The sequence below is a fragment of the Pantoea dispersa genome (assembly GCF_014155765.1).
GTDB lineage: Bacteria > Pseudomonadota > Gammaproteobacteria > Enterobacterales > Enterobacteriaceae > Pantoea > Pantoea dispersa.
Genome location: NZ_SCKT01000006.1, coordinates 48,746 through 75,233 on the forward strand (window position 1 = coordinate 48,746; position 26,488 = coordinate 75,233).

Genomic DNA, 26,488 nt, shown 5'->3' on the forward strand with positions numbered 1-26,488 from the left:
ATGGCGAACCCGATTTTAACTTTACAGGGTGTCAGTGCGCACTATGGCCCGATCCAGGCACTGCATAACATTAATCTGCATATCAGTCAGGGCGAAATCGTGACGCTGATTGGCGCTAACGGCGCGGGTAAAACCACGCTGCTCGGTACGCTGTGTGGCGAGCCGCGCGCCACCAGCGGCACCATCACCTTTGATGGCAAAACGATTACCGACTGGCAGACGGCAAAAATCATGCGTGAAGCGATTGCCATCGTACCGGAAGGCCGGCGCGTGTTTTCGCGCATGACGGTGGAAGAGAATCTGGCGATGGGCGGTTTCTTCGCGACGCGTCAGCAGTATCAGGAGCGCATTGAGCGCGTTTATCAGCTGTTCCCCCGGCTGGCGGAGCGCAAAGTGCAGCGCGCCGGCACCATGTCCGGCGGTGAGCAGCAGATGCTGGCGATTGGCCGCGCCCTCATGAGCCAGCCGCGCCTGCTGCTGCTGGACGAGCCGTCGCTGGGTCTGGCGCCGATCATTATCCAGCAGATTTTCGACACCATCGAACAGCTGCGTAAAGAGGGCATGACCATCTTCCTCGTCGAGCAGAACGCCAACCAGGCACTGAAGCTGGCCGATCGTGGTTACGTGCTGGAGAACGGTCACGTGGTGCTGGAGGATAGCGGTGAAGCGTTGTTATCCAATGAAGCGGTGAGAAGCGCGTATTTAGGCGCCTGACCTGGCTTACTTGTCAGATTGCGGTTGGGCAGTGCTCGCCATCCTCACGTACTAGATGTACGCTGCGGTGGCTGCGCGCTGTCCGCCCGTAATCTGACTGCGCCGCCGACGGTCATTAACCGGAGTGCGGAATAACCAATAATTCCCACCCACTTACACTCCATCGCCCCTGCGCTTATCCCGTCACATTCCCGTCATAATCCTGTTATTTTTCCGTCATTTCCTCGTGTCATGTTACTTCGCGAACAAAAAATGCGTGATATCGCGCGCGCCACAAGCACAGGAAACCCTTATGTCCGCTTTTACGCTTCGTCCCCGCCTGATGAGTCTGCTGCTCGGTCTGGCGATCAGCGGTAATGCGCTGGCTGCTACCGAAATCCCTTTCTGGCACTCAATGGAAGGCGAGTTAGGCAAAGAAGTCGATTCTCTGGCACAGCGTTTTAACCAGGCTCACCCGGATTACAAAATCGTTCCGACCTACAAAGGCAACTACGAGCAGAGCCTGGCCGCGGGTATCGCTGCGGTGCGCAGCGGTAAGGCGCCGGCCATTCTGCAGGTTTACGAAGTGGGCACCGCCACCATGATGGCCTCTAAAGCCATCGTGCCGGTGCATGAAGTGTTTAAAGACGCCGGCGTGCCGATGGACCCGAAACAGTTTGTCCCTGCCGTTGCCGGTTACTACAGCGACAGCAACGGCCAGCTGATCTCACAGCCGTTTAACAGCTCCACGCCGGTGCTGTACTACAACAAAGACGCGTTCAAAAAAGCCGGTCTTAATCCGGATCAGCCACCGAAAACCTGGCAGGCGCTGGCGCAGGATGCCGCCGCGCTGCGTAAAGCCGGCATGAGCTGCGGCTATGCCAGCGGCTGGCAGGGCTGGATTCAGATCGAAAACTTCAGCGCCTGGCATGGTCTGCCGGTTGCCACCAAAAACAACGGCTTTGACGGTACCGACGCGGTGCTGGAGTTCAACAAACCCGTGCAGGTGCGCCACATCCAGCTGCTGGAAGAGATGAATAAGAAAGGTGATTTCACCTACTTTGGCCGTAAAGACGAGTCGACGTCCAAGTTCTACAACGGCGACTGCGGTATCACCACCGCCTCGTCCGGTTCGCTGGCCGACATTAAGCATTACGCCAAATTCAACTTTGGCGTGGGCATGATGCCGTACGATGACACCGTGCCGAACGCACCGCAGAACGCCATTATCGGTGGCGCCAGCCTGTGGGTGATGAAAGGCAAAGATGCAGCGACTTATAAAGGTGCGGCGGAGTTCATGAAGTTCCTCGCCCAGCCGGATATTGCGGCAGAATGGCACCAGAAAACCGGTTATCTGCCGATCACCACCGCGGCTTATGAGCTGACCAAACAGCAGGGCTTCTATGACAAAAACCCGGGCGCGGACATCGCCACGCGGCAGATGCTGAATAAAGATCCGCTGCCGTTCACCAAAGGGATGCGTCTGGGCAACATGCCGCAGATTCGTACCATCGTCGACGAAGAGCTGGAAGGCGTGTGGACCGGCAAACAGTCGCCACAGGCAGCGCTGGACAACGCGGTGAAACGCGGCAACGAACTGCTGCGTCGCTTTGAACAGCAAGTGAAGTAATTCCGTAATGGCGGGATGGACGGGTAAGTCCGTCCCGCTGTCTCTTTCTGACGAGCCTGCTATGTCTTCATCATCACGTCCGGTTTTCCGTGCCCGTTTGTTGCCGTATCTGCTGGTGGCCCCGCAGCTGGCGATCACCGCGATCTTTTTTCTCTGGCCCGCCGGAGAGGCGCTGTGGTACTCGCTGCAAAGCATCGATCCGTTTGGCATCTCCAGCACCTTTGTTGGCCTTGATAACTTCCGCCGCCTGTTCAGTGACGACTACTACCTTGATTCGTTCTGGACCACCCTCGTGTTTAGCGCGCTGGTGACGGTATGCGGCATGACATTCTCGCTGCTGCTGGCGGCGCTGGTGGATTACGTTATCCGGCTGAAAAAGCTCTATCAGACGCTGCTGTTGCTGCCCTATGCGGTAGCGCCAGTGGTTGCGGCGGTGCTGTGGATGTTCCTGTTCAATCCCGGGCTGGGGCTGTTCAGCCATCTGCTGAACCAGCTTGGCTACAACTGGAACTATGCGCAGAACAGCGGTCAGGCGATGTTCCTGATTGTATTAGCGTCGATCTGGCAGCAAATGAGCTACAACTTTCTGTTTTTCTTTGCCGCGCTGCAGTCCATTCCTAAATCGCTGGTGGAAGCCGCGGCGATTGACGGTGCCGGACCGGTGCGCCGTTTCTTTAATCTGTCGCTGCCGCTGATTACGCCGGTCAGCTTTTTCCTGCTGGTGGTGAATCTGGTTTACGCCTTTTTCGACACCTTCCCGGTGATTGATGCTGCCACCGGCGGCGGGCCGGTACAGGCTACAACCACGCTGATCTACAAAATCTACCGCGAAGGCTTCACCGGGCTCGATCTCTCGTCGTCCGCCGCGCAGTCGGTGGTGCTGATGCTGCTGGTTATCGGCCTGACCATTCTGCAATTCCGCTTTGTCGAGCGTAAGGTGCAATACCAATGATTGAAAACCGACGCGGGCTGGATATCTTCGCCCACACGCTGCTGGCGCTGGGGGTGCTGACCATTCTGTTCCCGCTGTACGTGGCGTTTGTCGCCGCGACGCTGGATAACAACGCGGTGTATCAGGTGCCGATGACGCTGGTGCCCGGCCCGCATCTCATCGACAACATCACCCACATCTGGCGCGATGGCGTCAACGGCAGCGCGGCGTTTGGCCTGATGATGCTGAACAGCCTGATCATGGCGCTGGGCATCACCGTGGGCAAAATCACGGTGTCGATGCTCTCGGCGTTTGCGCTGGTGTGGTTTCGCTTTCCGCTGCGCACGCTGTTTTTCTGGCTGATTTTTATCACCCTGATGCTGCCGGTAGAAGTGCGTATTTTCCCGACGGTGGAGGTGATCTCCACGCTGCACATGCTGGACAGTTACAGCGGTCTGACATTGCCGCTGATGGCCTCCGCGACCGCCACGTTCCTGTTCCGCCAGTTTTTTATGTCGCTGCCGGATGAGCTGATTGAAGCGGCGCGCATTGACGGCGCCAGTCCGATGCGTTTTTTCTGGGATATCGTGCTGCCGCTGTCAAAAACCAATCTCGCCGCGCTGTTTGTCATCACCTTTATTTACGGCTGGAACCAGTATCTGTGGCCGCTGCTGATCATCAACGATGCCGGCCTGAGCACTGCCGTGGCGGGGGTGAAAAGTATGATCAACACCAGCGGCGGTCCGACGCAGTGGAACGAAGTGATGGCGGCGATGTTATTAACCCTGATCCCACCGGTGGTGGTGGTGCTTGTGATGCAGCGCGCCTTTGTGCGTGGCCTGGTGGAGAGTGAGAAATAGATGGCAGCGGTAACCCTTCAGACCGTGACGAAATCGTATGACGGCAAAAACCAAATCATTCAGCCGCTGAACATCACCATCAATGACGGTGAATTCATGGTGATGGTCGGCCCATCCGGCTGCGGGAAATCGACGCTGCTGCGCATGGTGGCCGGGCTGGAGCGCGTCACCTCGGGCGATATCTACATCGATGATCGGCGCGTCACCGACATGGAGCCGAAAGATCGCGGCATCGCCATGGTATTCCAGAATTACGCGCTCTACCCGCACATGACGGTGGGAGAAAACATGGCTTACGGCCTGAAAATCCGCGGCATGGGCAAGGAACAGATTACCCAGCGGGTGATGGATGCGGCGCGCAGTCTGGAGCTTGATCACCTGTTGCAGCGCCGTCCGCGCGAGCTCTCCGGCGGCCAGCGTCAGCGCGTGGCCATGGGCCGCGCCATCGTGCGGGAACCGGCGGTGTTTCTGTTTGATGAGCCGCTGTCGAACCTGGATGCGCGCCTGCGCGTGCAGATGCGTCTGGAGCTTCAGCAACTGCACCGCCGGCTGAAAACCACCAGCCTGTACGTCACGCACGATCAGGTTGAAGCCATGACGCTGGCGCAGCGCGTGATGGTGATGAATAAAGGCGTGGTGGAGCAGGTGGGCACGCCGGTGGAGGTGTATGAGCGTCCGGCCAGTCAGTTTGTTGCGTCGTTCATCGGCGCGCCGGCGATGAACCTGCTACCCGGTCAGATCAACAGCGATGGCTCGCGCTTTACGCTCGACGCGCTCAACAGCCTGCCGCTCGGCGCAGGCAAAGCGCGATGGGCCAACCGTCCGCTGACGCTCGGCATTCGTCCCGAGCATATTCAGCTCAGCAACCGTGAGGCCGGCGGTGTGCCGCTGGTGGTGGATACGCTGGAGATCCTCGGCGCGGACAATCTTGCGCATGGTCACATTGGCAACACGCGGCTGGTGGTGCGTTTGCCGCACAGCGAGCGGCCTGTGGCTACAACTGCCGCCAGATGCGTTACACTTCTTCGATTCTACCCATGGAAAGCGTCTGGAATGAGTGTAATAAACTGGCCCTATCCGCACATTGTTGCGCATCGCGGCGGCGGCAAGCTGGCCCCGGAAAATACCCTGGCGGCGATTGATGTCGGCGCGCACTACGGTCATACCATGATCGAATTCGACGCCAAACTGTCACAGGATAATCAGATTTTCCTGCTGCACGATGACACGCTGGACCGCACCAGCAACGGCTGGGGCGTGGCGGGCGATCTGCCGTGGCAGCAGCTGGCGCAGCTGGATGCCGGCAGCTGGTTTAGCCGTGAATTTGACGGTGAGCCGCTGGCATTGCTGAGCGAGGTGGCCGCGCGCTGCCGCCAGCATCGGATGATGGCCAACATTGAGATCAAACCCAGCAGCGGTACCGAGGTGGAAACCGGACGTGATGTAGCGCTGGCCGCACGAACGCTGTGGCAGGGACAAACGGCACCGCTGCTGTCCTCGTTCTCGTACGCGGCGCTGGAAGCGGCGATGCAGGCCGCGCCGGAGCTGCCGCGCGGCCTGCTGCTGGATGAGTGGCACGACGACTGGCAGGCGTTGACCGCCGCGCTCGACTGCGTCTCCATCCATTTAAATCATCGCTTGCTGGACGCCGGACGCACCGCCGCGCTTAAAGCCGCCGGTCTGCGTATTCTGGTGTATACCGTGAATCAGCCCGCGCGGGCGCGCGAGCTGCTGAGCTGGGGCGTGGATGCCATCTGTACCGATCGCATTGATGCTATCGGCCCGGACTTCCGTTAATTGCCGTACTGCGTCTGCGCATTGCTGTTCTGCTGGCCCGGCTGCGACTGAATCACGCGCTGCCGGGCGCTATCGCGCCGCTCCTGCAGCTTACGCTGCATCTCCTGATTTTGCTGCTGCTGATCCTGACGCAACTGCTGCTGCTGTTGCTGCTGCTGGACCTGCATGCGCGTCTGCATCCGCTGCTGGCTTGGGTTATAGCCGGGTTGATTCGGTTGGTTAGTGTTGTTCAGCATGTTCGCCATGCCGCTCAGCGGCATCAGTGCCGCGATAACAATCAGCCATTTTTTCATGGTGTTCCTCCATCAGTGCGGCCTGCTGTGTGAGGTTGCTCGCCACCCGGCAGCAACCGCCGCAACCATAAGTTTATGCGATATCACAAACCCCAAAACCAGGAGTGCACCTAATTTGGCTTAACTGCTATCTTTTTTACAGTATTTGCAAACACTTGCAGCAATCAATAACAAATGTAAACAACTGAAAGGATGGTGGCGGGATGAGGATACATAACGGTGTGCGCCAGTTCGGCTGGGCGCTGTTAATGAGTTTTACCGTGGTGCAGGGGGCGCAGGCGGCGCCAGCCAGCGCACCGCCAGTGTCATATGGCGTCGACAGCGACACCTTTCACCCGGTGAAAGCGCAGCACGGGATGGTTGCGTCAGTGGACGCCATGGCAACCCGGGCGGGCGTCGATATCCTCAAACAGGGGGGTAACGCGGTAGATGCAGTGATTGCGGTGGGCTTTGCGCTGGCGGTCACTCACCCGCAGGCGGGCAACCTGGGCGGTGGCGGCTTTATGCTGCTGCGCACCGCTGCCGGCCGCACCACCGCCATCGATTTCCGCGAGATGGCGCCGGCGCGTGCCTCGCGCGATATGTTCCTGGATAAGCAGGGCAATGCGGATAGTAAGTTATCACTCACTTCTCATCTGGCTTCCGGCACGCCGGGAACCGTAGCCGGTTTTGCCCTGGCGGCGCAAAAGTATGGTACGCTGCCGCTCAGCACGCTGCTGGCGCCGGCGATCAAGCTGGCGCGCGACGGCATAATCGTTAACGATGCGCTGGCTGACGATCTCGCTACCTACGGTAAAGAGAACCTGATCAACCACGACAACAGTCGCGCCATTTTCTACAAAGCCGACGGTCAGCCTTACCAGAAGGGCGATCGCCTGGTGCAGAAAAACCTCGCGCACAGCCTGCAGCTGATTGCCCAACAGGGGCCGGATGCTTTCTACAAAGGCAAAATTGCCGATGAGATCGCTGCCGAAATGGCGCAGCACGGCGGACTGATTGGCAAGGCGGATCTGGCGGCCTACCGCGCAGTGGAACGCAAGCCGGTAAGCGGCAGCTACCGTGGCTACGAGGTGTTCTCTATGCCGCCACCGTCGTCCGGTGGCATTCATATCGTGCAGATCCTCAATATCCTGGAAAACTTCGATCTGGCGAAATGGGGCTTTGGCAGCGCGGACGCGATGCAGGTTATGGCCGAAGCGGAAAAATATGCCTACGCCGACCGCTCCGAGTATCTCGGCGATCCCGACTTCGTTAAGGTGCCACAGCAGGCGCTGACCAGCAAAGCCTACGCCAGAACGCTGGCCCAGCAGATTGACGTCAACAAGGCGCGCCCCTCAGCCGACATCAAGCCCGGCAAGCTGGCACCGTACGAGAGCAATCAAACCACCCACTTCTCGGTGGTGGATAAAGACGGCAACGCGGTGGCGGTGACCTACACGCTGAATACCTACTTTGGCAGCGGCGTGGTGGCCGGTAACAGCGGCATTCTGATGAACAATGAAATGGATGATTTCTCCGCCAAGCCGGGCACGCCAAACGTCTATGGTCTGGTGGGCGGTGAGGCGAACGCGATTCAGCCGGCCAAACGTCCGCTGTCATCGATGTCGCCAACCATTGTGGCGAAAGACGGTAAAACCTGGCTGGTGACCGGCAGCCCGGGCGGCAGTCGGATTATCACTACCGTGCTGCAAATGGTGGTGAACAGTATCGATTTCGGCATGAACGTGGCGGAAGCTACCAATGCGCCGCGCTTCCACCATCAGTGGCTGCCGGATCAGCTGCGCGTCGAGAAGGGCTTCAGCCCGGATACGCTGCGTCTGCTGGAAGCAAAAGGTCAGCATGTGAAAGTGCTGCCGGCGATGGGCAGCACGCAGAGCATCATGATTGGCCCGGACGGCATGCGCTACGGCGCGTCCGACCCGCGCTCGGTGGATGATTTGAGTGCCGGGTATTAACGTCGCGCAATAAATTGCGCCGCTACCTCACCGTGCACCGGCCGGTAGCGGCGCGATTCATCGCGCATTCCCTTTCAGACGCGACATGTAGTGCGTATCGATCATCTGGCCGTCGCGGACCGCGAAACCTCTGGCGGTACCTTCAATCTCAAAACCAAACTGCTGATACAAACCCATGGCCTGGTGGTTATCCGCAAACACCGTCAGTTCAATCCGCGTGACCTGCAGCCAGTTATCGCACAGATCCACCATCGCCGCCATCAGCGCTTTACCCACGCCGCGCCGATGGAATGCCGGATCAACGCCCATGCCGATAGTGGCGCAGTGACGGCGGCGTGCCACCGCCATAACTTCCAGCGTCAGCTGACCGACAACCTGCCCGTCAATACAGGCCACCAGCATGGTGACATGGGGACGGGGATTCGCGAGCCGCTCCTGCCAGAGTGACGGTGACTGATACGGCAGATGCAGCGTGCCCGCCTGGGTTTCCGGCTGGCTATAGATACGCGTCAGAACGGCGGCATCTTCGGGCGTTGCGTGACGAACAGTAACCTGACTCATAAAGCAGCTCCTTGCACTCAGTGAATGAAATCCCCTTTAACATCAGGGAATTCGCGCGCAACGTCAACGGTAAAAAAATCGGGAAAGGGCTTTACAGACGCGAATGATAATGATTATTATTGTCAACGCGAATCCGGCAGCGTCTCCTGACAAACCGGGTAAGCACGACATTGCTCACATTGCTTCCAGTGTTTCTTAGCCAGCTCGGGTGCTGGCTTTTTTTTGCCTGCGCCTCAGCCGAACGCCGTCCGTGGCAATCCACTGCACGGGGAGTTTACAGCGTGTACCAGGTGGCCGCACCGGGACCGACCGGCAGGTTAAACACGAACACCCAAAGCACAAACAGCAGCGTCCAGCCAATCATAAACACCACCGAATAAGGCAGCATCATCGCCACCAGCGTACCGATGCCCATATCACGACGGTAGCGCGCCGCCACTGCCATGATCAGCCCGAAGTAGCTCATCATCGGCGTAATCACGTTTGTCACTGAGTCACCAATGCGGTACGCCGCCTGGATCACCTCAGGCGCAAACCCGACCAGCATCAGCATCGGCACGAAAATCGGTGCGGTCACTGCCCACTGGGCCGACGCGGAGCCAATCATCAGATTGATGAAGCCGCAGATCAGGATGAAGCAGACAAACAGCAGCGGGGCGCTCATATCCAGTGAAGCCAGCAGGCTGGCACCTTTCACTGCCACCACCGTGCCGAAGTTGCTCCAGTTGAAAAAGGCGACAAACTGCGCGGCAAAAAACACCAGCACGATGTACATTCCCATGCTGCTCATGCTGGTGGACATGGCATGAATGACATCGCGATCGCTGCGCATGGTGCCCATCAGGCGGCCATAAACAAAACCGGGGATGGCGAAGAACACAAAGATAAATACCACGATGCCTTTCAGGAACGGTGAACCCGCCAGCGTGCCGGTTTTGGGATTCAGCAATACGCCGTGACCGGGAATGACCGTCAGCGCCAGCAGCAGTGACACCACCAGCACCGCCCAGCCCGCACCTTTGAGTGCCCGACGCTCGCCAGGCGACAGCTCGCCCATGTCGCCGCGCACCGCATCACCTTCACTATCCTGATAGCTGCCCAGCTTGGGTTCGACGATGCTGTTGGTGATCCAGGTGCCCAGCCCGGCAATCACAAAGGTGCTGATAAACATGAAGTACCAGTTCACCTCCGGGCCAACACTGTAAGCAGGATCGATGATCTGCGCTGCACTCTGGGTAATGCCGGAGAGCAGTGGATCAATAGTGCCAAGCAGCAGATTGGCGCTGTAACCGCCAGAGACGCCAGCAAACGCGGCCGCCAGCCCAGCCAGCGGATGGCGACCGAGCGAGTGGAAGATCATCGCAGCCAGCGGAATCAGCACCACATATCCCAGCTCCGAAGCGGTATTCGAGACGATACCGGCAAACACCACGGTAAAGGTGATCAGCTTCTTCGGGGCGTTAAACACCAGTGCGCGCATCGCGGCGGACAGCAGGCCAGACTGTTCGGCGATGCCGACACCCAGCAGCGCCACCAGCACGGTTCCCAGCGGGGCAAAGCTAGTGAAATTCGTCACCAGATGACTGACGATGCGCTGTAAGCCTTCTGCGCTCAGCAAACTGACCACGTGAATCACCCCGTCCGGCGCGCGCCCGGCGGCACCGATCGGGCGCGGATCGATCACGCTCACGCCTAATGCCGCAGCAATAGCCGACGCGACGAGGATAAACAGGGAAAACAGTGCAAACAGCGTAATCGGGTGTGGCAACAGGTTGCCCAGCCATTCAACGGTATTGAGGAAGCGTTCGACAGGACGCTTCGCAGGTGAAGTGGTTTTTTCCATGAGGTCATTCTCCTTATATACAGCGGGCGAGCCGCTTTTTGCCCGGTTTGCCATAGTAAGAAGAGGGAAAAAACGATCAAGAGTGTGTTTCTGTTTAAACCAGGGATAATGCGAGGTGTATTTATTTATATTATTGATAATATTTATTTAATTTTATTTATCTTTCGAATGTAAGGTTAGTTAAATAATCTGTTTTTTTATTTTTATGTGAGGTTAATCCGCTTTCGGATTTAAATAATCCCGCAGGATTGCTTTAATGTTTCTTTTCCAGCAGACCAGTCTTGTTTTTATCTGCTGGTATTTTTTAGTTGTGTCTGTGAGAGGTTGCGCCGCAACGGCATAACATGACAAAAAAATGATAAACTCAGCGTATCTCTGACCTCAGGCGCACACGATGAAGAAGAAAAGACCGGTATTACAGGATGTTGCCGATCGCGTCGGCATCACAAAAATGACCGTCAGCCGCTACCTGCGGAACCCCGATCAGGTCTCTGCGGCGCTGCGCGACAAAATCGCCGTGGCGCTGGATGAACTCGGCTATATCCCCAACCGTGCGCCCGACATGCTCTCTAACGCCACCAGCCGCGCGATTGGCGTGTTGCTACCCTCGCTCACCAACCAGGTATTTGCCGACGTGCTGCGCGGCATTGAAACCGTGACCGATGAAGCGGGCTATCAGACGCTGGTGGCGCACTTCGGCTATAACCCGCACAAAGAGGAGCTGCAGCTGCGTTCGCTGCTGGGCTGGAACATTGATGGCGTGATCCTCACCGAACGTTCCCATACGCCGGGCACGCTGCGCATGCTGGAAGTGGCGGGCATTCCGGTGATCGAAATGATGGATTGCGTCACGCCGTGCCTTGATATGGCCGTGGGCTTCGACAACGTCGAGGCGGCGCGGCAGATGACGCATGCTATCCTCAGGAAAGGCCATCGTCACACCGTCTATCTGGGCGCGCGCCTCGATGAGCGTACGCTGCAAAAGCAGCAGGGCTACGAACAGGCGATGCGCGAAGCCGGGCTGACACCACACAGCGTCATGATGGAAGATGCCTCCTCCTTCAGCGCCGGTGCCCAGCTGCTGCGCGAGGCGCAGAAGCGCTATCCGCACACTGACAGCCTGTTCTGTACCAATGATGACCTGGCGGTAGGCGCGATGTTTGAATGCCAGCGCCAGGGGTTGCGCGTGCCGGAGCAGATGGCGATCGCCGGCTTTCACGGCCACGACATCACGCAGGTGGTTAATCCACGGCTGGCTACGGTGCTGACGCCACGCGAACGCATGGGGCGTGAATCAGCCGCCATGCTGCTGGCGCGGATTGGCGGCGATCGCAGCGTGACCGTGCCGCTGGATGTCGGTTTTGAGATTGCCGAAGGTGGCAGCATCTGATTTTGGCGATTTTTTGAGTCAGTTCACACTTTCGTGCTTTTCCGCCTGACAAGGGTTGCCAGCGTCTGAGCGCGCTCGGACAATGGCAATCAAAATTGTTATCGGTAACATTGGCAGCTTAATCTGCCGGAGCGCAAAACCATGACCACGCCATCTCCATCGCACCACGTCTTTATCCTGATGGGTGTTTCCGGCAGCGGAAAGTCTGCCGTCGCCAATCAGGTGTCTCATCAGCTCAGCACCGCGTTTCTGGATGGTGATTTCCTGCATCCGCGCAGTAACATCACCAAAATGGCGGAAGGCCATCCGCTGAACGACGACGATCGCCAGCCGTGGCTGCAGGCGCTGAATGATGCGGCGTTCGCGATGCAGCGCACCCAGGCGATCTCGATCATCGTCTGTTCGGCACTGAAGAAGTCCTATCGCGACATCCTGCGTCAGGGTAATCACAACCTGAAATTCATCTATCTGAAGGGCGATTTTGCCACTATTGAGTCTCGTCTCAAGGCGCGCAAAGGCCACTTCTTCAAACCGCAGATGCTGGTGACACAGTTTGAAACCCTGCAGGAACCGGGTGCCGACGAGCCGGATGTGCTGGTTGTCGATATCAATCACTCACTGGATGAGGTAGTTGCGGCCACGGTTGCGACCATCGAGGGCGCAATCAACAAGGGCTAGTCATGAGTACCGCAACGCTGGTGTTAACCGCAGCAGGCTCTGTCCTGCTGCTGCTGTTTTTGGTGATGAAAGCGCGTATGCACGCCTTTGTCGCCCTGATGTTAGTGTCGATGGGTGCCGGTCTGTTCTCCGGTATGCCGCTGGATAAAATTGCCGAGACCATGCAAAAAGGCATGGGCGGCACGCTCGGCTTTCTCGCTATTGTGGTGGCGCTGGGCGCCATGTTCGGCAAAATTCTGCACGAAACCGGTGCGGTCGATCAGATCGCCATTCGCATGCTGAAAACCTTTGGCGAACGGCGCGCGCACTATGCGATGGGCATTGCCGGGCTGATCTGTGCGCTGCCGCTGTTCTTTGAAGTGGCCGTAGTGTTGTTGATCAGCATCGCCTTTGCCGTGGCGCGTCGCACCCACGATAATCTGGTCAAACTGGTGATCCCGCTGTTTGCCGGCGTCGCCGCCGCGGCGGCCTTTTTGCTGCCCGGACCGGCACCGATGCTGCTGGCGGCGCAGATGCACGCTGACTTTGGCTGGATGATCCTGCTGGGATTGTGCGCGGCGATTCCCGGCATGCTGATTGCCGGTCCGCTGTTCGGCAACCTGATTGCGCGCCATGTGACGTTCAGTGCGCCGCCGGAAGATCATCAGCCGGACGTCAGCGAGGGCCAGCTGCCGTCGTTTGGCTTTAGCCTGTCGCTGATTCTGTTCCCGCTGCTGCTGGTCGGGCTGAAAACCATCGGCGCGCGCTTTACCACACCGGATTCACGTCTGTATGCATGGCTGGAGTTTATCGGCCATCCGTTTACCGCCATCCTGCTGGCGCTGCTGGTAGCGATTTACGGCCTGGCTTACCGTCAGGGCATGGATAAAGAGAAGGTGATGCAGGTATGCGGCAGCGCGCTGCAGCCGGCGGGGATTATCCTGCTGGTGATTGGCGCGGGCGGCGTGTTCAAGCAGGTGCTGGTGGATTCCGGCGTTGGTCCGGTGCTGGGCCACGCGCTGACCGGTGCCGGCATGCCGATTGCGCTGGCCTGTTTTATTCTCTCCGGCGCGATTCGGGTGATTCAGGGCTCGGCCACGGTGGCCTGTTTAACTACCGTCGGGCTGGTGATGCCGGTGATTGAACCGTTGCATTACAGCGGTGCGCAGCTGGCGGCGCTGTCGATCTGCATTGGCGGCGGCTCGATTATTATCAGCCACGTCAACGATGCCGGTTTCTGGCTGTTTGGCCGCTTCACCGGTGCCACCGAAGGCGAGACGCTGAAGACCTGGACGCTGATGGAGACGATTCTCGGCACCACCGGCGCCATCGTCGGGATGATCGCGTTTAGTTTGTTGTCGTAATGGCAATGCGCAATAAATTGCGCCGTTACAGATTAATGCTCAGCCTGTAGCGGCGCGATTTATCGCGCGTTGTAAAAATGATTAATCCACCTCGCGCTCATCGTCCGGCTGATCCAGCACGGTGTACGCCACCGCACAGAACAGCGAATTCAGGCGCTTCATATCCCCCAGCAAACCTAAATGCAGCGAACTGGTTTCGATGCTTTGCACATTCTGCCGGTGCAGGCGCTCGACGTGGGCGTGGGAATAACGGCGAATCAGGATGCGGAAACGGTGCTTGGCACGGCGCAGGCGCTTGGCGCTGGTGACGTCGTGCGACAGAAACACCGACAGGCTCAGGCGCAGGTTGCTTAACACCTGCTCCTGCAGCGAATTCAGCTCTTCCAGCCCTTCCGGCGAAAACGCCCGGCGCGCCTGCAGCGATTTGTCCGCCACGTCGGCGCTCATACGTTCAATAATGTCGCCTGCCTGCTCCAGATTCAGCGCCATCTCAATCACCTCGGCCCAGCGGCGTGAATCCTCTTCCGCCAGGTCCTCCTTCGGCATGCGCGCCAGATAGAGCTTAATGGCGGTGTACAGCACATCCACATCATCATCCAGCCGCCGCACTGCGCGCTCCTCGCGCAGTTCGCCCATCACCACCTTGTTGAAGCTCTCCAGCATCTGCTCCACCACATCGCCAATGCGCAGCGTCTCCCGCGCCGCGTTGGCCAGCGCCAGCGCCGGGGTATCCAGCGCGCTGCTGTCGAGGTGCTTAGGTTTGAGATGGGTCTGGTTTTCCGCATCGTCGGCGATCATGCGGCGGCACAGGCGCGCCATCGGTTCGGCAAACGGCACCATCACCAGACAGCGCACCAGGTTGTAGAACACGTGGAAGAAGATCACCATCTCTTCATCGTTAACCGGCAGCTTATCAAGCAGGTCGGCGATGTAATCGACAAACGGCAAAATAACGATGCTGCCAATCAGCTTGAACAACAGGCTACCGAGCGCCACCCGCTTGCCGGCAGCATTCGATCCGCTGGCGTTGATCATCGCCAGCAAGCCGCTGCCGAGGTTAGCGCCAATCACCAGACACAGCGCCACTTTGAACGAGATAACGCCGGTGGCGGTCAGCGTGGCGGTAATCAGCACCGCAGCCAGGCTGGAGTAGCTGATGATGGCGAATACCGCGCCAATCAGCGCATCCAGCATGATATCGCCGGTCAGCGTGGAGAACAGTACCTGCACGCCGGCGGCCTGGGTAATGGGTTTGGCGGCGGCGACAATCAGCTGCAGCGCCAGCAGAATCAGCCCGAGGCCGATAGCTGCGCGTCCGATCTGACCGGCGCGCGTCTGTTTGCGGCTGAGGAAAAATACCACGCCAAAAAAGATAAACAGCGGCGACAGCCAGGAGAGATCGAAGGTCAGGATGCGCGCCATGATGGCGGTACCGACGTCGGCTCCCAGCACCACCACCAGCGCGGGCGTCAGGCTGACCAGATTCTGCGCCACAAACGAGGTGACTAATAACGTGGTGGCGTTACTGCTCTGCACCAGCGCGGTAACGCCAATCCCGGCAAGAAAGGCCATCGGCTTTTTTTCCACGCTGCGGCTTAACACGCGACGCAGATCGGCACCGTACACGCGCATCACGCCGGTGCGGACAATGTGGGTGCCCCATACCAGCAGGGCGACGGCGGAGAGAAGGTTAAGCAGGGTTAGCACGAATAAAGGCTCCTATGCGCCAGGCAGAAAACAGGCGGCTGCCTGCCTGGCGATAAGCACAGCCGATAAATACCTGCGTCGCGCTGCGTTGCCAATTTTTCGTTTAATTTAAGCGACCTGGCGCAACGTCGACATCTCTAACTGTAGTCCAATCTGCATGCCGGCGGGGTGTAAATCTGCCACGCTGCGGTTGAGCACATCCACCGACAACTCGACCTGATTCGCCAGCACGCGATAGCGGATCACGTTCCCGAGCAGGCTATGGCTGAGAATGGTGGCCGCGATGCCTGCCTGCGGTGCGCACAGCTGGATGGATTCCGGACGAATCGCCACCTGGCTGCTGAACGGCTGACCGGTCAGCTGCGTTGCCTGTTCGGCACTCAGCAGGTTGTAGTTGCCAATAAAGCCCGCGGCGAACAGATCCACCGGCTGGGTATAGAGCGTTTCCGCGTTGCCGTTTTGCACAATGCGACCGCGATTCATCAGCACAATACGGTCCGACAGCGTCAGCGCCTCTTCCTGATCGTGGGTGACAAAAATGGTGGTCAGCTTCAGCTCCTGCTGAATGTGGCGAATCTGCTCGCGCAGATGGCGGCGAATGCGGGCGTCCAGCGCCGACAGCGGTTCATCCAGCAGCAGCAGACGCGGCCGCGTCACCAGCGAACGTGCCAGCGCCACGCGCTGACACTGGCCGCCCGACAGCTGGTGCGGATAGCGGCGCGCGAAGTCGGTCAGCTCCACCAGCGCCAGCGCTTCCATCACGCGTTGCTGAATCTCACCGGCGGCCAGTTTCTGCATCTTCAGGCCAAACGCGACGTTCTTCTCCACCGTCATATTGGGAAACAGCGCATAGCTCTGGAACACCATGCCAATGGTGCGCTTTTGTGGCGGCAGCGGCACCAGATCCTGGCCCTGCAGCAGAATGGTGCCGCTGTCGACATCGGTCAGGCCGGCGATGCAGCGCAGCAGCGTTGACTTGCCGCAGCCGCTCGGGCCGAGCAGGGTGACAAACTCACCTTCGTCGGCGCTGAAATCGATGTTTTCAAAAATGGTGGTCGGGCCGTAGCTTTTATTCAGTTGGGTAACGTTCAGGTAACTCATGGTCAGCCTCGTTCAGGATTGAGGGCATTGGCCAGCCAGGTGACCAGCAGGACAACCGCAAAATAAGAGATCACCAGCGCGCTGGTGAAATGCCCGCTGCCGTTGCGCATGTTGTAGAGATAAACCTGCAGCGTTTCATAGCGGGTGCCGACCAGCAGGTTAGCAAAGACAAACTCACCAATCAGAAAGGAGAAGGAGAGCAGCACGGCAATGAACACCCCTTTGCGCAGATTTGGCAGCACCACAAACAGGGCTGCCTGCCAGGTGCTGGCGCCCAGCAGATGAGCCGCGTCAATCAGCTCTTTCAGGTTGATGGCCTGCATATTGTTGGCAATGGCGCGGTAGATAAACGGCAACGCAATGGTGAAGTAACAGCCGATGAGAATCCATGGCGTGCCGGTCAGCATCAGCGGGCCCGAGGAGTAGAGCTGCAGCAGCCCGACCGACGAGACTACCGGCGGCACGGCAAACGGCATCAGAATCAGCACGTTCATCACCGCGTCCAGTTTTGGATAGTAGTAAGCGATTACAAACATCGCAGGCAGCACCAGCAGAAGGGAGAACAGCAGCGCACCCACGCAGATCAGCAGCGAATGACCGAGCGCGGTGAGGAAGCGCGGATCGCTCCACAGCTGCGTCAGCCACTTCAGGGTAAAGCCCTGCGGCAGAATGGTATCGCTCCACTCGCTGGAGATGCCGTACAGCAGCGTCGCCAGCAGCGGTGCGGCGAGCACAATCAGCAGCAGCCAGACAATCAGGCGATGGTAAAGTTTTTCGACGCGAGACATGTCAGGACTCCTGTACGCGGGCATGCAGATAGCTGCGACGCACCAGATACTGCTGCACCACGGTAATCAGCGCCATAATCAGCACCAGCAGCATCGCCAGCGCGCCGCCGGTATTGGGATCGAGCGAGATATCGCCTGATACCAGCGCGGCGATGCGCACCGGCACCACGTTGAAGTTGCCGGTGGTCAGCGCGTAAATGGTGGCGTAGGCGCCCAGCGCGTTGGCCAGCAAAATTACAAAGGTGCCGAGCAGTGCCGGAAACAGAATCGGCAGGCCGATGTGCCACCAGTAGCGCCAGCGGCTGGCACCGAGCAGTGCCGCCGACTCTTCCCAGTCTTTCCGCAGCCCGTCAAACGCCGGGTAGAGCAGCAGAATACCGAGCGGAATCTGGAACCAGGTGTAAACCAGCACCATGCCGTCGCGCGAAAACAGCTTAAAGCTGTCCAGCCAGCCGTAGTGGCGCAGCAGCAGCGTCAGGCAGCCGTTCAGTCCGAGCAGGATGACAAAGGCGAAGGCCAGCGGCACGCCGGCGAAGTTGCTGGTCATATTGGTGAACGACAGCAAAAAGCGCTGAAAACGCCCGGTGCCGAGCTTGTGCAACGAATAACCGGCAAGCAGCGCGATCAGCAGGCCGTAAACGCTCGACCACAGCGAAATATCCAGCGACAGGCGAAAAGCCTGCAGGTAGAACGGTGAAGTGAGGATATCGCTGTAGTTATCGATGCCCCAGCGCTCATTGATATCGCTCCAGAAGCTGTTAATGGCAATCCACAGCAGCGGCGCGAGCTGGAAGGCGATCCAGAACAGCACAAACGGCAGCAGCAACAGCGAGGCCAGGGTTTTGCCCTTCATCAGCGCGGCTCCGCCAGCAGACCGCGACACAGCGGTTTGTCGTGCGGGACGCCGAGCAGGGTGCAGACGGTGCCGCACAGGTCGGTTTGCTGCGGTTCCAGGTCGGGCTGCAGCGAGAAGCCGCGGCCAAAAACAAACAGTGGCACCTGCGTCTCTTCCGGCAGAATACCGCCGTGCGAGCGATCGTCGTTCATGCCGTGATCGGCGGTGACCATCACCTGATAACCGGCGGCCAGCCAGTCGGGCATCCACTGCGACAGATAGCCATCCGCCATTCGTGCCCGGTTACGGTACTGTGGTGATGACAGGCTGTGCTTGTGCCCGGCATCATCGATGTTCATTGGGTGAATCAGCAGGAAATCGGGATCGTGCTGCAGGCGCAGGCTTTCGGCATCCTCAAACAGATGCGAGTCGGGGTAACCGTCGTCCCAGTAGAAATGGCCGTACTGGATCGGCAGGTCGGGCGCGTTAGTGTGGCGATCGCGCGCGGCGTTGAACGGCGAGCGGTTATACAGTTCGCTCACCCAGTGATAAGCGGCAGCGGCGGTAGTGAGTCCGGCGTCGCGCGCGTAGTGGAAGATACTGCGCTGATTGCTCAGGCGATTGACGCCGTTGTGAATGATGCCGCTGCGCACCGGCGGAATGCCGGTCAGAATGCATTCGTACAGCGGACGCGACAGCGACGGCAATTCGCAGGTCAGCGTGTAATAGTGGCCGTTGCCCTGTTTGCATTCGGCAAACAGATAGCCCATGGCGTGCTGCGCCACCTGATTACTCAGCCCATCGAGTACCACCAGGATTGTTTTCATCCCCGCTCCCTCAGGTGCGCATGAATGCGCACCCTGTAAAAATTGGTGATAGGTACCGGCGCAATGTATTGCGCATTGCCGGAAAACGGATGCGCGATACATCGCGCCGCTACGGTATGTGCGACTGGCAAAACGTCTGCGTTACTGCTTCATGTTAATAACCACATTCTCCTGCCACAGACGCGGCAGCAGTTTTGAGGTCTTATCCCAGGCTGCCTGATCTTTGATCGGACGGGCATTTTTATATTCCGACTGCGGCAGCAGTTTGGCCTGCACATCTGCCGGCAGCGTTAAATGCTCGGCGCGAATCGGGCGCGCATAGCCTTTCGCCAGGTTGATCTGGCCCTCATCCGACAGAATGTATTCACGCGCCAGCTTCGCCGCGTTCGGGTGGCGGGCGTATTTGTTGATAATGGTGGTGTAGCCAGAGGTCACGGACCCGTCCGACGGAATCACCACTTCGTAGCGATTTTTATCAATCTGGTCGCGGTAGTTCAGACCGTTGAAGTCCCACACCACGGCGACCTGAATCTCACCTTTTTCGATGTTGGCGATCACCGGATCGGTCACGCCAAGGCGGCCCTGTTTCGCCAGCTCGCCAAAGAACGCCAGCGCCGGCTTGATGTTCTTCTCGTCACCGCCCAGCGCATAGCTGGCGGCGAGGACGCCGTTTGCCGCCTGAGCAGCCGTGCCGACGTCGCCGATAGTGACCACATACTTACCTTTTTTCAGATCGGCCCAGCTGTGCGGTGCGTCTTTCACCTGCTGCTTGTCGATCAGGAAAGCGATAGTGCCGGTGTAAGCCAGCATCCAGTTGCCATCGGCGTCTTTCGCCCATGCCGGAATCTGATCCCAGTGCGTCGGTTTATAGGGTTGCGCCACGCCTTTGGCGACGGCAATCGGACCGAAAGCGGCGCCCACGTCGCCGATATCGGCGCTGGCGTTATCCTGCTCGGCGGCAAACTTCGCCAGCTCCTGCGCCGAAGACATATCGGTATCGCTGTGCTTCAGACCATATTTGGTGCTGAGATCGTTCCAGGTATCTTTCCAGTTAGCCCAAGTGTCAGGCATACCGACGCTGTTCACCTGGCCTTCGGCGCGCGCGGCTTTTTCCAGTGCGGCAACATCGTTATCGGCGGCATGCGCGGCGGGCAGCGCAAGCAGAACGGCACTGGCTACTACAGAAGAGATAAACGCTTTCATCTCGATTGCTCCGGGTGTAAGTTGTGGGTCGTCGTGGTCTAGTCCAGCAAGAACCGAGCCAATGTAGCCCGGATAGATGAAGGTTTTATGACCGGGGTGTTGAAATGGGATGTGGCGCGTCGTTCCACATGCGGTTACAGCGCGCTAAAGCGTGGGATGTGCCTTGTCACATTGTAGTCATCGAACTGTCATAGTGCAGATTTGCCCCAAAATGAGGCTGAAAAAAATGTCGTCGAAAACCGCAGATGTGATCGCCGCCGCACTATGCGAACGGATTGAAAACGGAGAGTTTGTCACCAGACGATTGCCGGCCGAGCGCGCGTTGAGCGAACAATATTCCACCACGCGCATCACGCTGCGTGAAGCGCTTGGCCTGCTGGAAGCGCAGGGTGTCATCTACCGCGAACTGCGGCGCGGCTGGTTTATTGCGCCGCCGCGCCTCATCTATAACCCGGCACATCACAGCCACTTTCACGCCATGGCGCTGCAGCAGGGGCGCATTGCCAGCACTGAGGTGATGGAGGCGCGCGAGGTGCCGGCGCAGCTGGCAATTGCGCGTCATCTGCAACTGCTGGAAGGCGATCAGGTGTACCGCATTCGCCGCCTCCGCCGCATTGATGGCCGCGCGGTGTTGTACGTCGAGCATTACCTCAATCCGGCCTTCTTTCCCGGTCTGCTGCGTGAAGATCTCACCCGCTCGCTGACCGATCTGTATGACCAGCGCTACGGCATTCACTACGGCGGCGCACGGTTTACCATTGTGCCCGGTCCGCTTCCGGCGCGGGCGGCGCCCGCACTGAACGTGGCGAGCGGTACGCCCGGCCTGCTGATTACGCGTATCAACCGTGACCAGCATAAGCGGGTGATTGACTGCGACTGCGAGTACTGGCGTTATGACGCGCTGTGTGTTGATGTTGAGGTGTGATGTATTGTGATTTAGATCACATTACAGCATGATAGCGCCAGAAGAATCTCGTCATCTGAGGCGCAAAATAATGACAACAAAACCAGCGGCGGGGCAGCTTATTGCTTCGGTATTACAGTGGGTACTGAACATTGGCCTGGTGATTCTGGCCGTTATTCTGGTGGTGTTTCTTGGTAAAGAGACCATTCACCTGGCGAATGTGCTGTTCAGCACCGGTGAGCAGGCGTCCTCGTATCTGCTGATCGAAGGCATTGTGATCTACTTTCTCTATTTCGAGTTTATCGCGCTGATTGTGAAGTATTTTCAGTCCGGCTTTCACTTTCCGCTGCGCTACTTCGTCTATATCGGTATCACGGCGATTATTCGTCTGATCATTGTCGACCATAAAAATCCTTTCGATACGTTGTGCTACTCGGCGGCCATTTTGATTCTGGTGGTGACGCTGTGGCTGGCCAACAGTAACCGCCTGAAACGCGAGTAATTCCTCCCGCGACGCCAGCGTGGCACAAGCAGATGTGTCACGCTGAGCGCGGTGCGCTACACTAGGGCAACTTTTTTACCGGAGATGTCCTGATGTCGCATGACGCGCTGCGCCAGTTACGCGCACTGCACTGGCTGCCAGCCTCTTCCCCGTTACTTTCACCGCCGCTGCTTGACTGGCTGCTGGAAGAAGACTCAATGACGCGCCGCTTTGAGCAGCACTGCCAGCAGGTTACCGTACAACTGCTGCGGGAAGCGTTCATTACCGCCGATGAGATGCCGCAGGAAGCGGCGTTTCTGCCTGCCGACACGCGCTTCTGGCTGCGTGAAATCGTGCTGTGCGGTGACAATGAACCCTGGCTGATTGGCCGAACCGTGGTGCCGGAGAGCACGCTGAACGGCCCGGAACAGATGCTGCAAAATCTCGGCACGCGGCCACTGGGACGCTACCTGTTTTCCTCCTCGACGCTGAGCCGCGATTTTATCGATCCGGGCCAGATTGATGACCTGTGGGGACGCCGCTCGCGGCTGCGCCTGTCCGGCAAACCGCTGCTGTTAACTGAACTGTTTTTACCGGCGTCGCCGCTGTACCGCGCGCTGAAGCAAGGATAACGCCCCGTGCAAAAGACTTTAACCATGAGCAAATGGCAGGCCTATAGTCGCCTGATGCGTATTGATAAACCGATTGGCACGCTGCTGCTGCTGTGGCCGACACTGTGGGCGCTGTGGCTATCCGGCATGGCGATTCCACCGCTGTCGGTGCTGCTGGTGTTCGTCCTTGGCGTGTTTGTGATGCGCGCGGCGGGCTGCGTGATTAATGATTACGCCGACCGTAACGTCGACGGCCACGTGAAACGCACCGCCGCGCGACCGTTAGCCAGCGGCGCGGTAACGGAGAAAGAGGCGAAACTGCTGTTCGCCGGCCTCGGTCTGCTGGCGTTCCTGCTGGTGCTGACCATGAACCGCATGACCATTCTGCTGTCATTTGGCGGGCTGGCGCTGGCGTGGGTTTATCCCTTTATGAAGCGTTATACCCATCTGCCGCAGGTGGTGCTGGGCGCGGCGTTTGGCTGGGCAATTCCGATGGGCTGGGCGGCGGTTAGTGAGTCCTTACCCTTTGTCTGCTGGCTGGTGTTTCTCGCCAATATTTGCTGGACGGTGGCTTATGACACCCAGTACGCCATGGTTGACCGCGACGACGATCTGAAGATTGGTGTGAAATCCACGGCGATTCTTTTTGGGCGTTACGACAAGCTGATTATCGGGTTGTTACAGCTGGCCGCGCTGGGCCTGATGGCACTGGTGGGCATTTTACTGCATCTGAACGGTGCGTTTTACTGGTCGCTGCTGCTGGCGGGCGGGCTGTTTGTGCATCAGCAGAAACTGATTGCCGGGCGTGAACGTGAGCTGTGCTTCCAGGCATTCCTTAACAACAACTACGTTGGTCTGGTGCTGTTTATTGGCGTGCTGCTTAATACCCAGCCGTTTGTTGCGCTGTTCTGATGGTGGGGTGATTAACCCCGGCGGCGCGCCGGTCGCCGCATTGGGAGGCGCGTTCTTTTCACGCCTGAATTCTGACAACGAAAACCGCGGCGCAATCTGGCGTGTGACAGATGCGCCGCGGTTTTCAGTCGTCCATTAGTCGTGCGCCACGGCACTCTCAATGGTCAGACGGACATCGCTGGTGACCAGTTCGGCCAGCATCTGCCACATCATATTGGTACGTTCAGCATCCGCATCACCGGAATCACTGATATAGCCTTCATCACGCAGGGACAGCACCAGCGCGGTAAAGACTGCCTTGTCGAAGAACTCCGGCGCATTGATACCGTGCAGCACTGACAGACGCTGAGCCAGCGTGCGGCTCTCTTTCTCCAGCGTGCCACGGTTAATGGTCGGCTTGGCGCTGAGAATGGCGAAGGTAATGGCGAAACGCTGCAGCGTTTCACGGATCCCGGCCGCCAGCAGCTGCAGCGTACGGTAACGCGCCGCACTCATTTTCAGCTGGCCTTCCTGTACGGTGATCAGTCCCTGCCGCGCCATTTCGGCGCAGAGCGCATTCAGCAGGGCCGGCAGTTCGGCACTGTCCCAGCGCAGGAACAGTTCGCTCTTCAGCATCGGATAGACCAGGCTGACCTGACGCAGCAGTTCCGCCTCGCTGATCTCCCGATGCTGCTGCACGATAGCGGCAATCAGCGACGGCATCACCAGCATATGGTGGATGTTGTTGCGATAGTAGGTCATCAGCACCGCCTGCTCGCGCGGCAGAATGATGATCTCGCCAATACTGTCCTGCTCGGTCTCGAACTTGTTCATGCCCATGGCGTGATCGAGCAGCGCTTCAGCGCTGAGATCCGGCACGGTTGACTCGGGTGAGTACGGCACATTGCGCAGCAGCTGGGTGTAGCACTCCAGCTGTTCCGTCAGCTGTTCACGCGTCAGCGAACGCTGGCGCGATGCCAGCAGCGCGGTCACGCACAGGTTCATGGCGTTGGCCGCGCCGGCTTCGTTGATGCGTACCATCAGACGTGCCGCGATATCGTTCACTACCGGCGTCATCCACGCCGGACGCTGAGGATCGATAGGGTCAATCGCGTCGCGCCACTCCGGAACCTGTTTGTTGAGATAGTTAACCAGCGACAGCGGCTCACCGAAGTTCACATAGCCCTGGCCGAGGTTACGCAGCTTGCGCAGGCCGCGCACCATCTGCATGAAGCCCTCTTTCTCTTTCGCGGCACCGCGCAGCTCTTTGGCATAAGTGCCGACTTCCATCACGTGCTCATAACCGATGTAGATTGGCACAAAGGTGATAGGACGGCTGCCGCCGCGCAGCAGCGCCTGTAACGTCATCGACAGCGTGCCGGTTTTCGGGTCGAGCAGACGGCCAGTACGTGAGCGCCCGCCTTCAACAAAATACTCAACTGAATAGCCGCGGCTGAACAGCTCGCCCAGATACTCGCGGAACACCGTGGAGTAGAGCTTGTTGCCTTTGAAGGTACGACGAATAAAGAAGGCACCGAGGCGACGGAAAATCGGTCCGGCTGGCCAGAAATTGAGATTGATACCGGCAGCAATGTGAGGCGGCACCAGGCCCTGGTGATAGAGCACGTAGGACAGCAGCAGATAATCCATGTGGCTGCGGTGGCAGGGCACGTAAACAATTTCGTGACCATCCTGCGCCAGCTGGCGCACGCGTTCGCCGCCGTGCACGTTAATGCCCTGATAGAGCCGACTCCACAGCCAGCCCATTACACGGTCAGTCACGCGGATCGCTTCGTACGAGAAATCCGCCGCCACTTCTTCCATCATTTCGATGGCGTTCTGCTGCGCTTTTTCATGCGAAATCTTCTTGCTGCGCGCTTCGTCTTCAACCGCTTTCTCAATCGCTTTGGATTGCAGCAGCTTGTTGAACAGATCCTGGCGTGCCGGCAGACGCGGGCCGACGGCTGCCAGCCGCTGGCGGGCAAAATGAATGCGCGCGACACGTGCCAGTTTCTGCGCGATCGACTGATCGGTACCGTGTTCGGTGGCCATCTGACGCAGCGAAACCGTGGGCGAGAAGCGGACAAAGCTGTCGCGACCGTGCCACAGGATGGCAAAGAACTTCTGTATACCGTTAAGAATACGCAGATGTGGCGTCGGTTCGCCCTGAATTTCACGGCCTGGCGCACGGCCAAACATCACGGAAACCGGCAGCATCTGTACGTCCAGCGCCGCATTGTTGCGGTGCAGATCGAGGTAGTCATGGAAAAGCTTGACCGACTCCGGGTTCGCCACGAAATAGGGGAAGACGCGTGGCCCATCGTGAATAAATACGTGGCGCGGCAGCAGGGTGCCGTCAATCTCCAGCGGCGCCAGCGGATCCGGCAGATCGTGCTTCAGGCACTGTGCGCGTAGCGTGAGCAGGTCCGCCTTTGAATCATAAGGCAAAACATACATCACCGGACGGGTCGGATCGATACCGTGTTCCGAGATCGGATCGGTCGGAATGACCTTACTTTTTACCAAAATAGAGAGTGGTAAATTCAACAATTTGTAATAGAGTTTACGCCAACCTGACATAGACAACTTGAAGCCTCTTGTTAGCAAAGCGCGGCAAGCATACCAGAAAGTGCGGCGAAGATCTGTGGCTGTGCCACCTCGCGCGCCCAGACATTGACGTCAAAAACAGTTAAGGGTTCCACAACATGGCAAATAACGTCACCGGTTTCCTGAGAATCATTAAAGCCGCCGGTTATTCCTGGCAGGGGCTGTGCGCTGCCTGGCAGCATGAAGCCGCTTTTCGCCAGGAGGCGATTGCCGCACTGGTCGCGGTTGCCATTGCCTGCTGGCTGGATGTCGATGCCATCACGCGTGTGTTGCTGATTGGCTCGGTGGTGCTGGTGGTCATTGTTGAGATCCTTAACAGTGCCATCGAAGCCGTGGTGGACCGCATCGGTCAGGAGCGCCATCCGCTGGCAGGACGCGCCAAAGACATGGGCTCGGCGGCGGTACTGCTGGCTATCTTACTGGCTCTGTTTGTCTGGATCGCGCTGCTTTGGTCGCATTTGCGATAAACATTCCACATTCATCAAGCCGCTGATTTTTCCCTCTGTTTCGGTTTTCATTTCGCCAATACCTGTATATACTCACAGCGACTGTATAAACA

24 protein-coding genes and 1 pseudogene are annotated in these 26,488 nt (G+C 58.4%); 15 read left to right on the forward strand and 10 right to left on the reverse strand.

Going from position 1 to position 26,488, the window contains the following annotated elements; all coding sequences use genetic code 11:
- The 6 genes and pseudogenes from livF to ugpQ all read left to right on the forward strand — a co-directional run bounded on the left by livF (window position 1) and on the right by ugpQ (window position 5,911).
- Window positions 1-714 carry a high-affinity branched-chain amino acid ABC transporter ATP-binding protein LivF gene (gene livF / locus H7K56_RS16655; protein ID WP_010615896.1) on the forward strand — a complete coding sequence of 238 codons (714 nt, stop codon included), beginning with the start codon at window positions 1-3 and terminating at the stop codon, window positions 712-714.
- Between the two features lie 292 nt (window positions 715-1,006).
- Window positions 1,007-2,323 (forward strand): sn-glycerol-3-phosphate ABC transporter substrate-binding protein UgpB, encoded by a 1,317-nt coding sequence (ugpB, locus tag H7K56_RS16660; RefSeq protein ID WP_058757579.1) that lies wholly within the window; start codon window positions 1,007-1,009, stop codon window positions 2,321-2,323.
- Window positions 2,324-2,384: 61 nt separating this feature from the next.
- Complete coding sequence (gene ugpA / locus H7K56_RS16665; RefSeq protein WP_031279792.1) at window positions 2,385-3,275, forward strand: sn-glycerol-3-phosphate ABC transporter permease UgpA; 891 nt, start codon at window positions 2,385-2,387, stop codon at window positions 3,273-3,275.
- Window positions 3,272-4,114 (forward strand): sn-glycerol-3-phosphate ABC transporter permease UgpE, encoded by an 843-nt coding sequence (gene ugpE, locus H7K56_RS16670; RefSeq protein WP_021508002.1) that lies wholly within the window; start codon window positions 3,272-3,274, stop codon window positions 4,112-4,114. Before ugpA ends, ugpE begins: the two co-directional genes overlap by 4 nt.
- Window positions 4,115-5,171: pseudogene (locus H7K56_RS16675) on the forward strand (sn-glycerol-3-phosphate import ATP-binding protein UgpC).
- Window positions 5,168-5,911, forward strand: coding sequence for a glycerophosphodiester phosphodiesterase (ugpQ, locus tag H7K56_RS16680; RefSeq protein ID WP_150360505.1), 744 nt, complete (start codon window positions 5,168-5,170; stop codon window positions 5,909-5,911). Before H7K56_RS16675 ends, ugpQ begins: the two are co-directional and overlap by 4 nt.
- Here the strand turns inward: ugpQ and H7K56_RS16685 are convergent.
- Complete coding sequence (locus H7K56_RS16685) at window positions 5,908-6,204, reverse strand: DUF2756 domain-containing protein (RefSeq protein WP_150360504.1); 297 nt, start codon at window positions 6,202-6,204, stop codon at window positions 5,908-5,910. The genes ugpQ and H7K56_RS16685 overlap by 4 nt on opposite strands.
- 203 nt (window positions 6,205-6,407) lie before the next feature.
- On the opposite strand from H7K56_RS16685, the gene ggt reads away from it, so the two are divergent.
- On the forward strand, window positions 6,408-8,159 hold the full coding sequence (gene ggt / locus H7K56_RS16690; protein WP_150360503.1) for a gamma-glutamyltransferase: 1,752 nt from the start codon (window positions 6,408-6,410) through the stop codon (window positions 8,157-8,159).
- A 57-nt stretch (window positions 8,160-8,216) separates the two neighbouring features.
- Here the strand turns inward: ggt and H7K56_RS16695 are convergent, their stop codons facing one another.
- Window positions 8,217-8,720, reverse strand: coding sequence for a GNAT family N-acetyltransferase (locus tag H7K56_RS16695; RefSeq protein ID WP_150360502.1), 504 nt, complete (start codon window positions 8,718-8,720; stop codon window positions 8,217-8,219).
- 274 nt (window positions 8,721-8,994) lie between these two features.
- On the reverse strand, window positions 8,995-10,563 hold the full coding sequence (locus tag H7K56_RS16700) for an AbgT family transporter (protein WP_150360501.1): 1,569 nt from the start codon (window positions 10,561-10,563) through the stop codon (window positions 8,995-8,997).
- A gap of 394 nt (window positions 10,564-10,957) precedes the next feature.
- Between H7K56_RS16700 and gntR the strand changes: the two genes are divergently transcribed.
- The 3 genes from gntR to gntU all read left to right on the forward strand — a co-directional run bounded on the left by gntR (window position 10,958) and on the right by gntU (window position 13,974).
- Window positions 10,958-11,953, forward strand: a complete 996-nt coding sequence (gene gntR, locus H7K56_RS16705) for a gluconate operon transcriptional repressor GntR (protein WP_150360500.1) — start codon at window positions 10,958-10,960, stop codon at window positions 11,951-11,953.
- 141 nt (window positions 11,954-12,094) lie between these two features.
- Window positions 12,095-12,631, forward strand: a complete 537-nt coding sequence (gntK, locus tag H7K56_RS16710) for a gluconokinase (protein ID WP_010615889.1) — start codon at window positions 12,095-12,097, stop codon at window positions 12,629-12,631.
- A gap of 2 nt (window positions 12,632-12,633) precedes the next feature.
- Window positions 12,634-13,974, forward strand: a complete 1,341-nt coding sequence (gntU, locus tag H7K56_RS16715) for a gluconate transporter (RefSeq protein ID WP_021507994.1) — start codon at window positions 12,634-12,636, stop codon at window positions 13,972-13,974.
- An 81-nt stretch (window positions 13,975-14,055) separates the two neighbouring features.
- Here gntU and H7K56_RS16720 read toward each other — a convergent pair whose 3' ends face one another.
- The 6 genes from H7K56_RS16720 to H7K56_RS16745 all read right to left on the reverse strand — a co-directional run bounded on the left by H7K56_RS16720 (window position 14,056) and on the right by H7K56_RS16745 (window position 20,435).
- A complete protein-coding gene (locus H7K56_RS16720) occupies window positions 14,056-15,681 on the reverse strand; it encodes a Na/Pi cotransporter family protein (RefSeq protein WP_031279764.1) in 1,626 nt (541 codons plus the stop codon).
- A 108-nt stretch (window positions 15,682-15,789) separates the two neighbouring features.
- Window positions 15,790-16,782, reverse strand: coding sequence for an ABC transporter ATP-binding protein (locus tag H7K56_RS16725; RefSeq protein ID WP_058770007.1), 993 nt, complete (start codon window positions 16,780-16,782; stop codon window positions 15,790-15,792).
- 2 nt (window positions 16,783-16,784) lie between these two features.
- A complete protein-coding gene (locus H7K56_RS16730) occupies window positions 16,785-17,570 on the reverse strand; it encodes an ABC transporter permease (protein ID WP_058757571.1) in 786 nt (261 codons plus the stop codon).
- Between the two features lies 1 nt (window position 17,571).
- Entirely contained in the window at window positions 17,572-18,423 is an 852-nt protein-coding gene (locus H7K56_RS16735; protein WP_021507865.1) for an ABC transporter permease, read from the reverse strand.
- A complete protein-coding gene (locus H7K56_RS16740) occupies window positions 18,423-19,232 on the reverse strand; it encodes an alkaline phosphatase family protein (RefSeq protein ID WP_150360499.1) in 810 nt (269 codons plus the stop codon). The genes H7K56_RS16735 and H7K56_RS16740 overlap by 1 nt, the downstream gene beginning before the upstream one ends.
- A 141-nt stretch (window positions 19,233-19,373) precedes the next feature.
- Entirely contained in the window at window positions 19,374-20,435 is a 1,062-nt protein-coding gene (locus H7K56_RS16745; protein ID WP_058770009.1) for an ABC transporter substrate-binding protein, read from the reverse strand.
- 226 nt (window positions 20,436-20,661) lie between these two features.
- Here H7K56_RS16745 and H7K56_RS16750 point away from each other — a divergent pair, with 226 nt between their 5' ends.
- The 4 genes from H7K56_RS16750 (at window position 20,662) to ubiA (ending at window position 23,343) form a co-directional block, all read left to right on the forward strand.
- A complete protein-coding gene (locus tag H7K56_RS16750) occupies window positions 20,662-21,360 on the forward strand; it encodes a UTRA domain-containing protein (RefSeq protein ID WP_021507862.1) in 699 nt (232 codons plus the stop codon).
- A gap of 70 nt (window positions 21,361-21,430) precedes the next feature.
- Window positions 21,431-21,841, forward strand: coding sequence for a phosphate-starvation-inducible protein PsiE (gene psiE / locus H7K56_RS16755; protein WP_141496159.1), 411 nt, complete (start codon window positions 21,431-21,433; stop codon window positions 21,839-21,841).
- Window positions 21,842-21,933: 92 nt separating this feature from the next.
- Window positions 21,934-22,452, forward strand: coding sequence for a chorismate lyase (gene ubiC, locus H7K56_RS16760; RefSeq protein ID WP_010616617.1), 519 nt, complete (start codon window positions 21,934-21,936; stop codon window positions 22,450-22,452).
- Between the two features lie 24 nt (window positions 22,453-22,476).
- A complete protein-coding gene (ubiA, locus tag H7K56_RS16765; protein ID WP_021507861.1) occupies window positions 22,477-23,343 on the forward strand; it encodes a 4-hydroxybenzoate octaprenyltransferase in 867 nt (288 codons plus the stop codon).
- Between the two features lie 135 nt (window positions 23,344-23,478).
- On the opposite strand, the gene plsB is transcribed toward ubiA, so the two are convergent.
- Window positions 23,479-25,902, reverse strand: coding sequence for a glycerol-3-phosphate 1-O-acyltransferase PlsB (gene plsB / locus H7K56_RS16770; protein ID WP_031279763.1), 2,424 nt, complete (start codon window positions 25,900-25,902; stop codon window positions 23,479-23,481).
- Window positions 25,903-26,027: 125 nt separating this feature from the next.
- Here plsB and H7K56_RS16775 point away from each other — a divergent pair, with 125 nt between their 5' ends.
- Window positions 26,028-26,396 (forward strand): diacylglycerol kinase, encoded by a 369-nt coding sequence (locus tag H7K56_RS16775; protein ID WP_150360498.1) that lies wholly within the window; start codon window positions 26,028-26,030, stop codon window positions 26,394-26,396.
- Window positions 26,397-26,488: the final 92 nt, after the last annotated feature.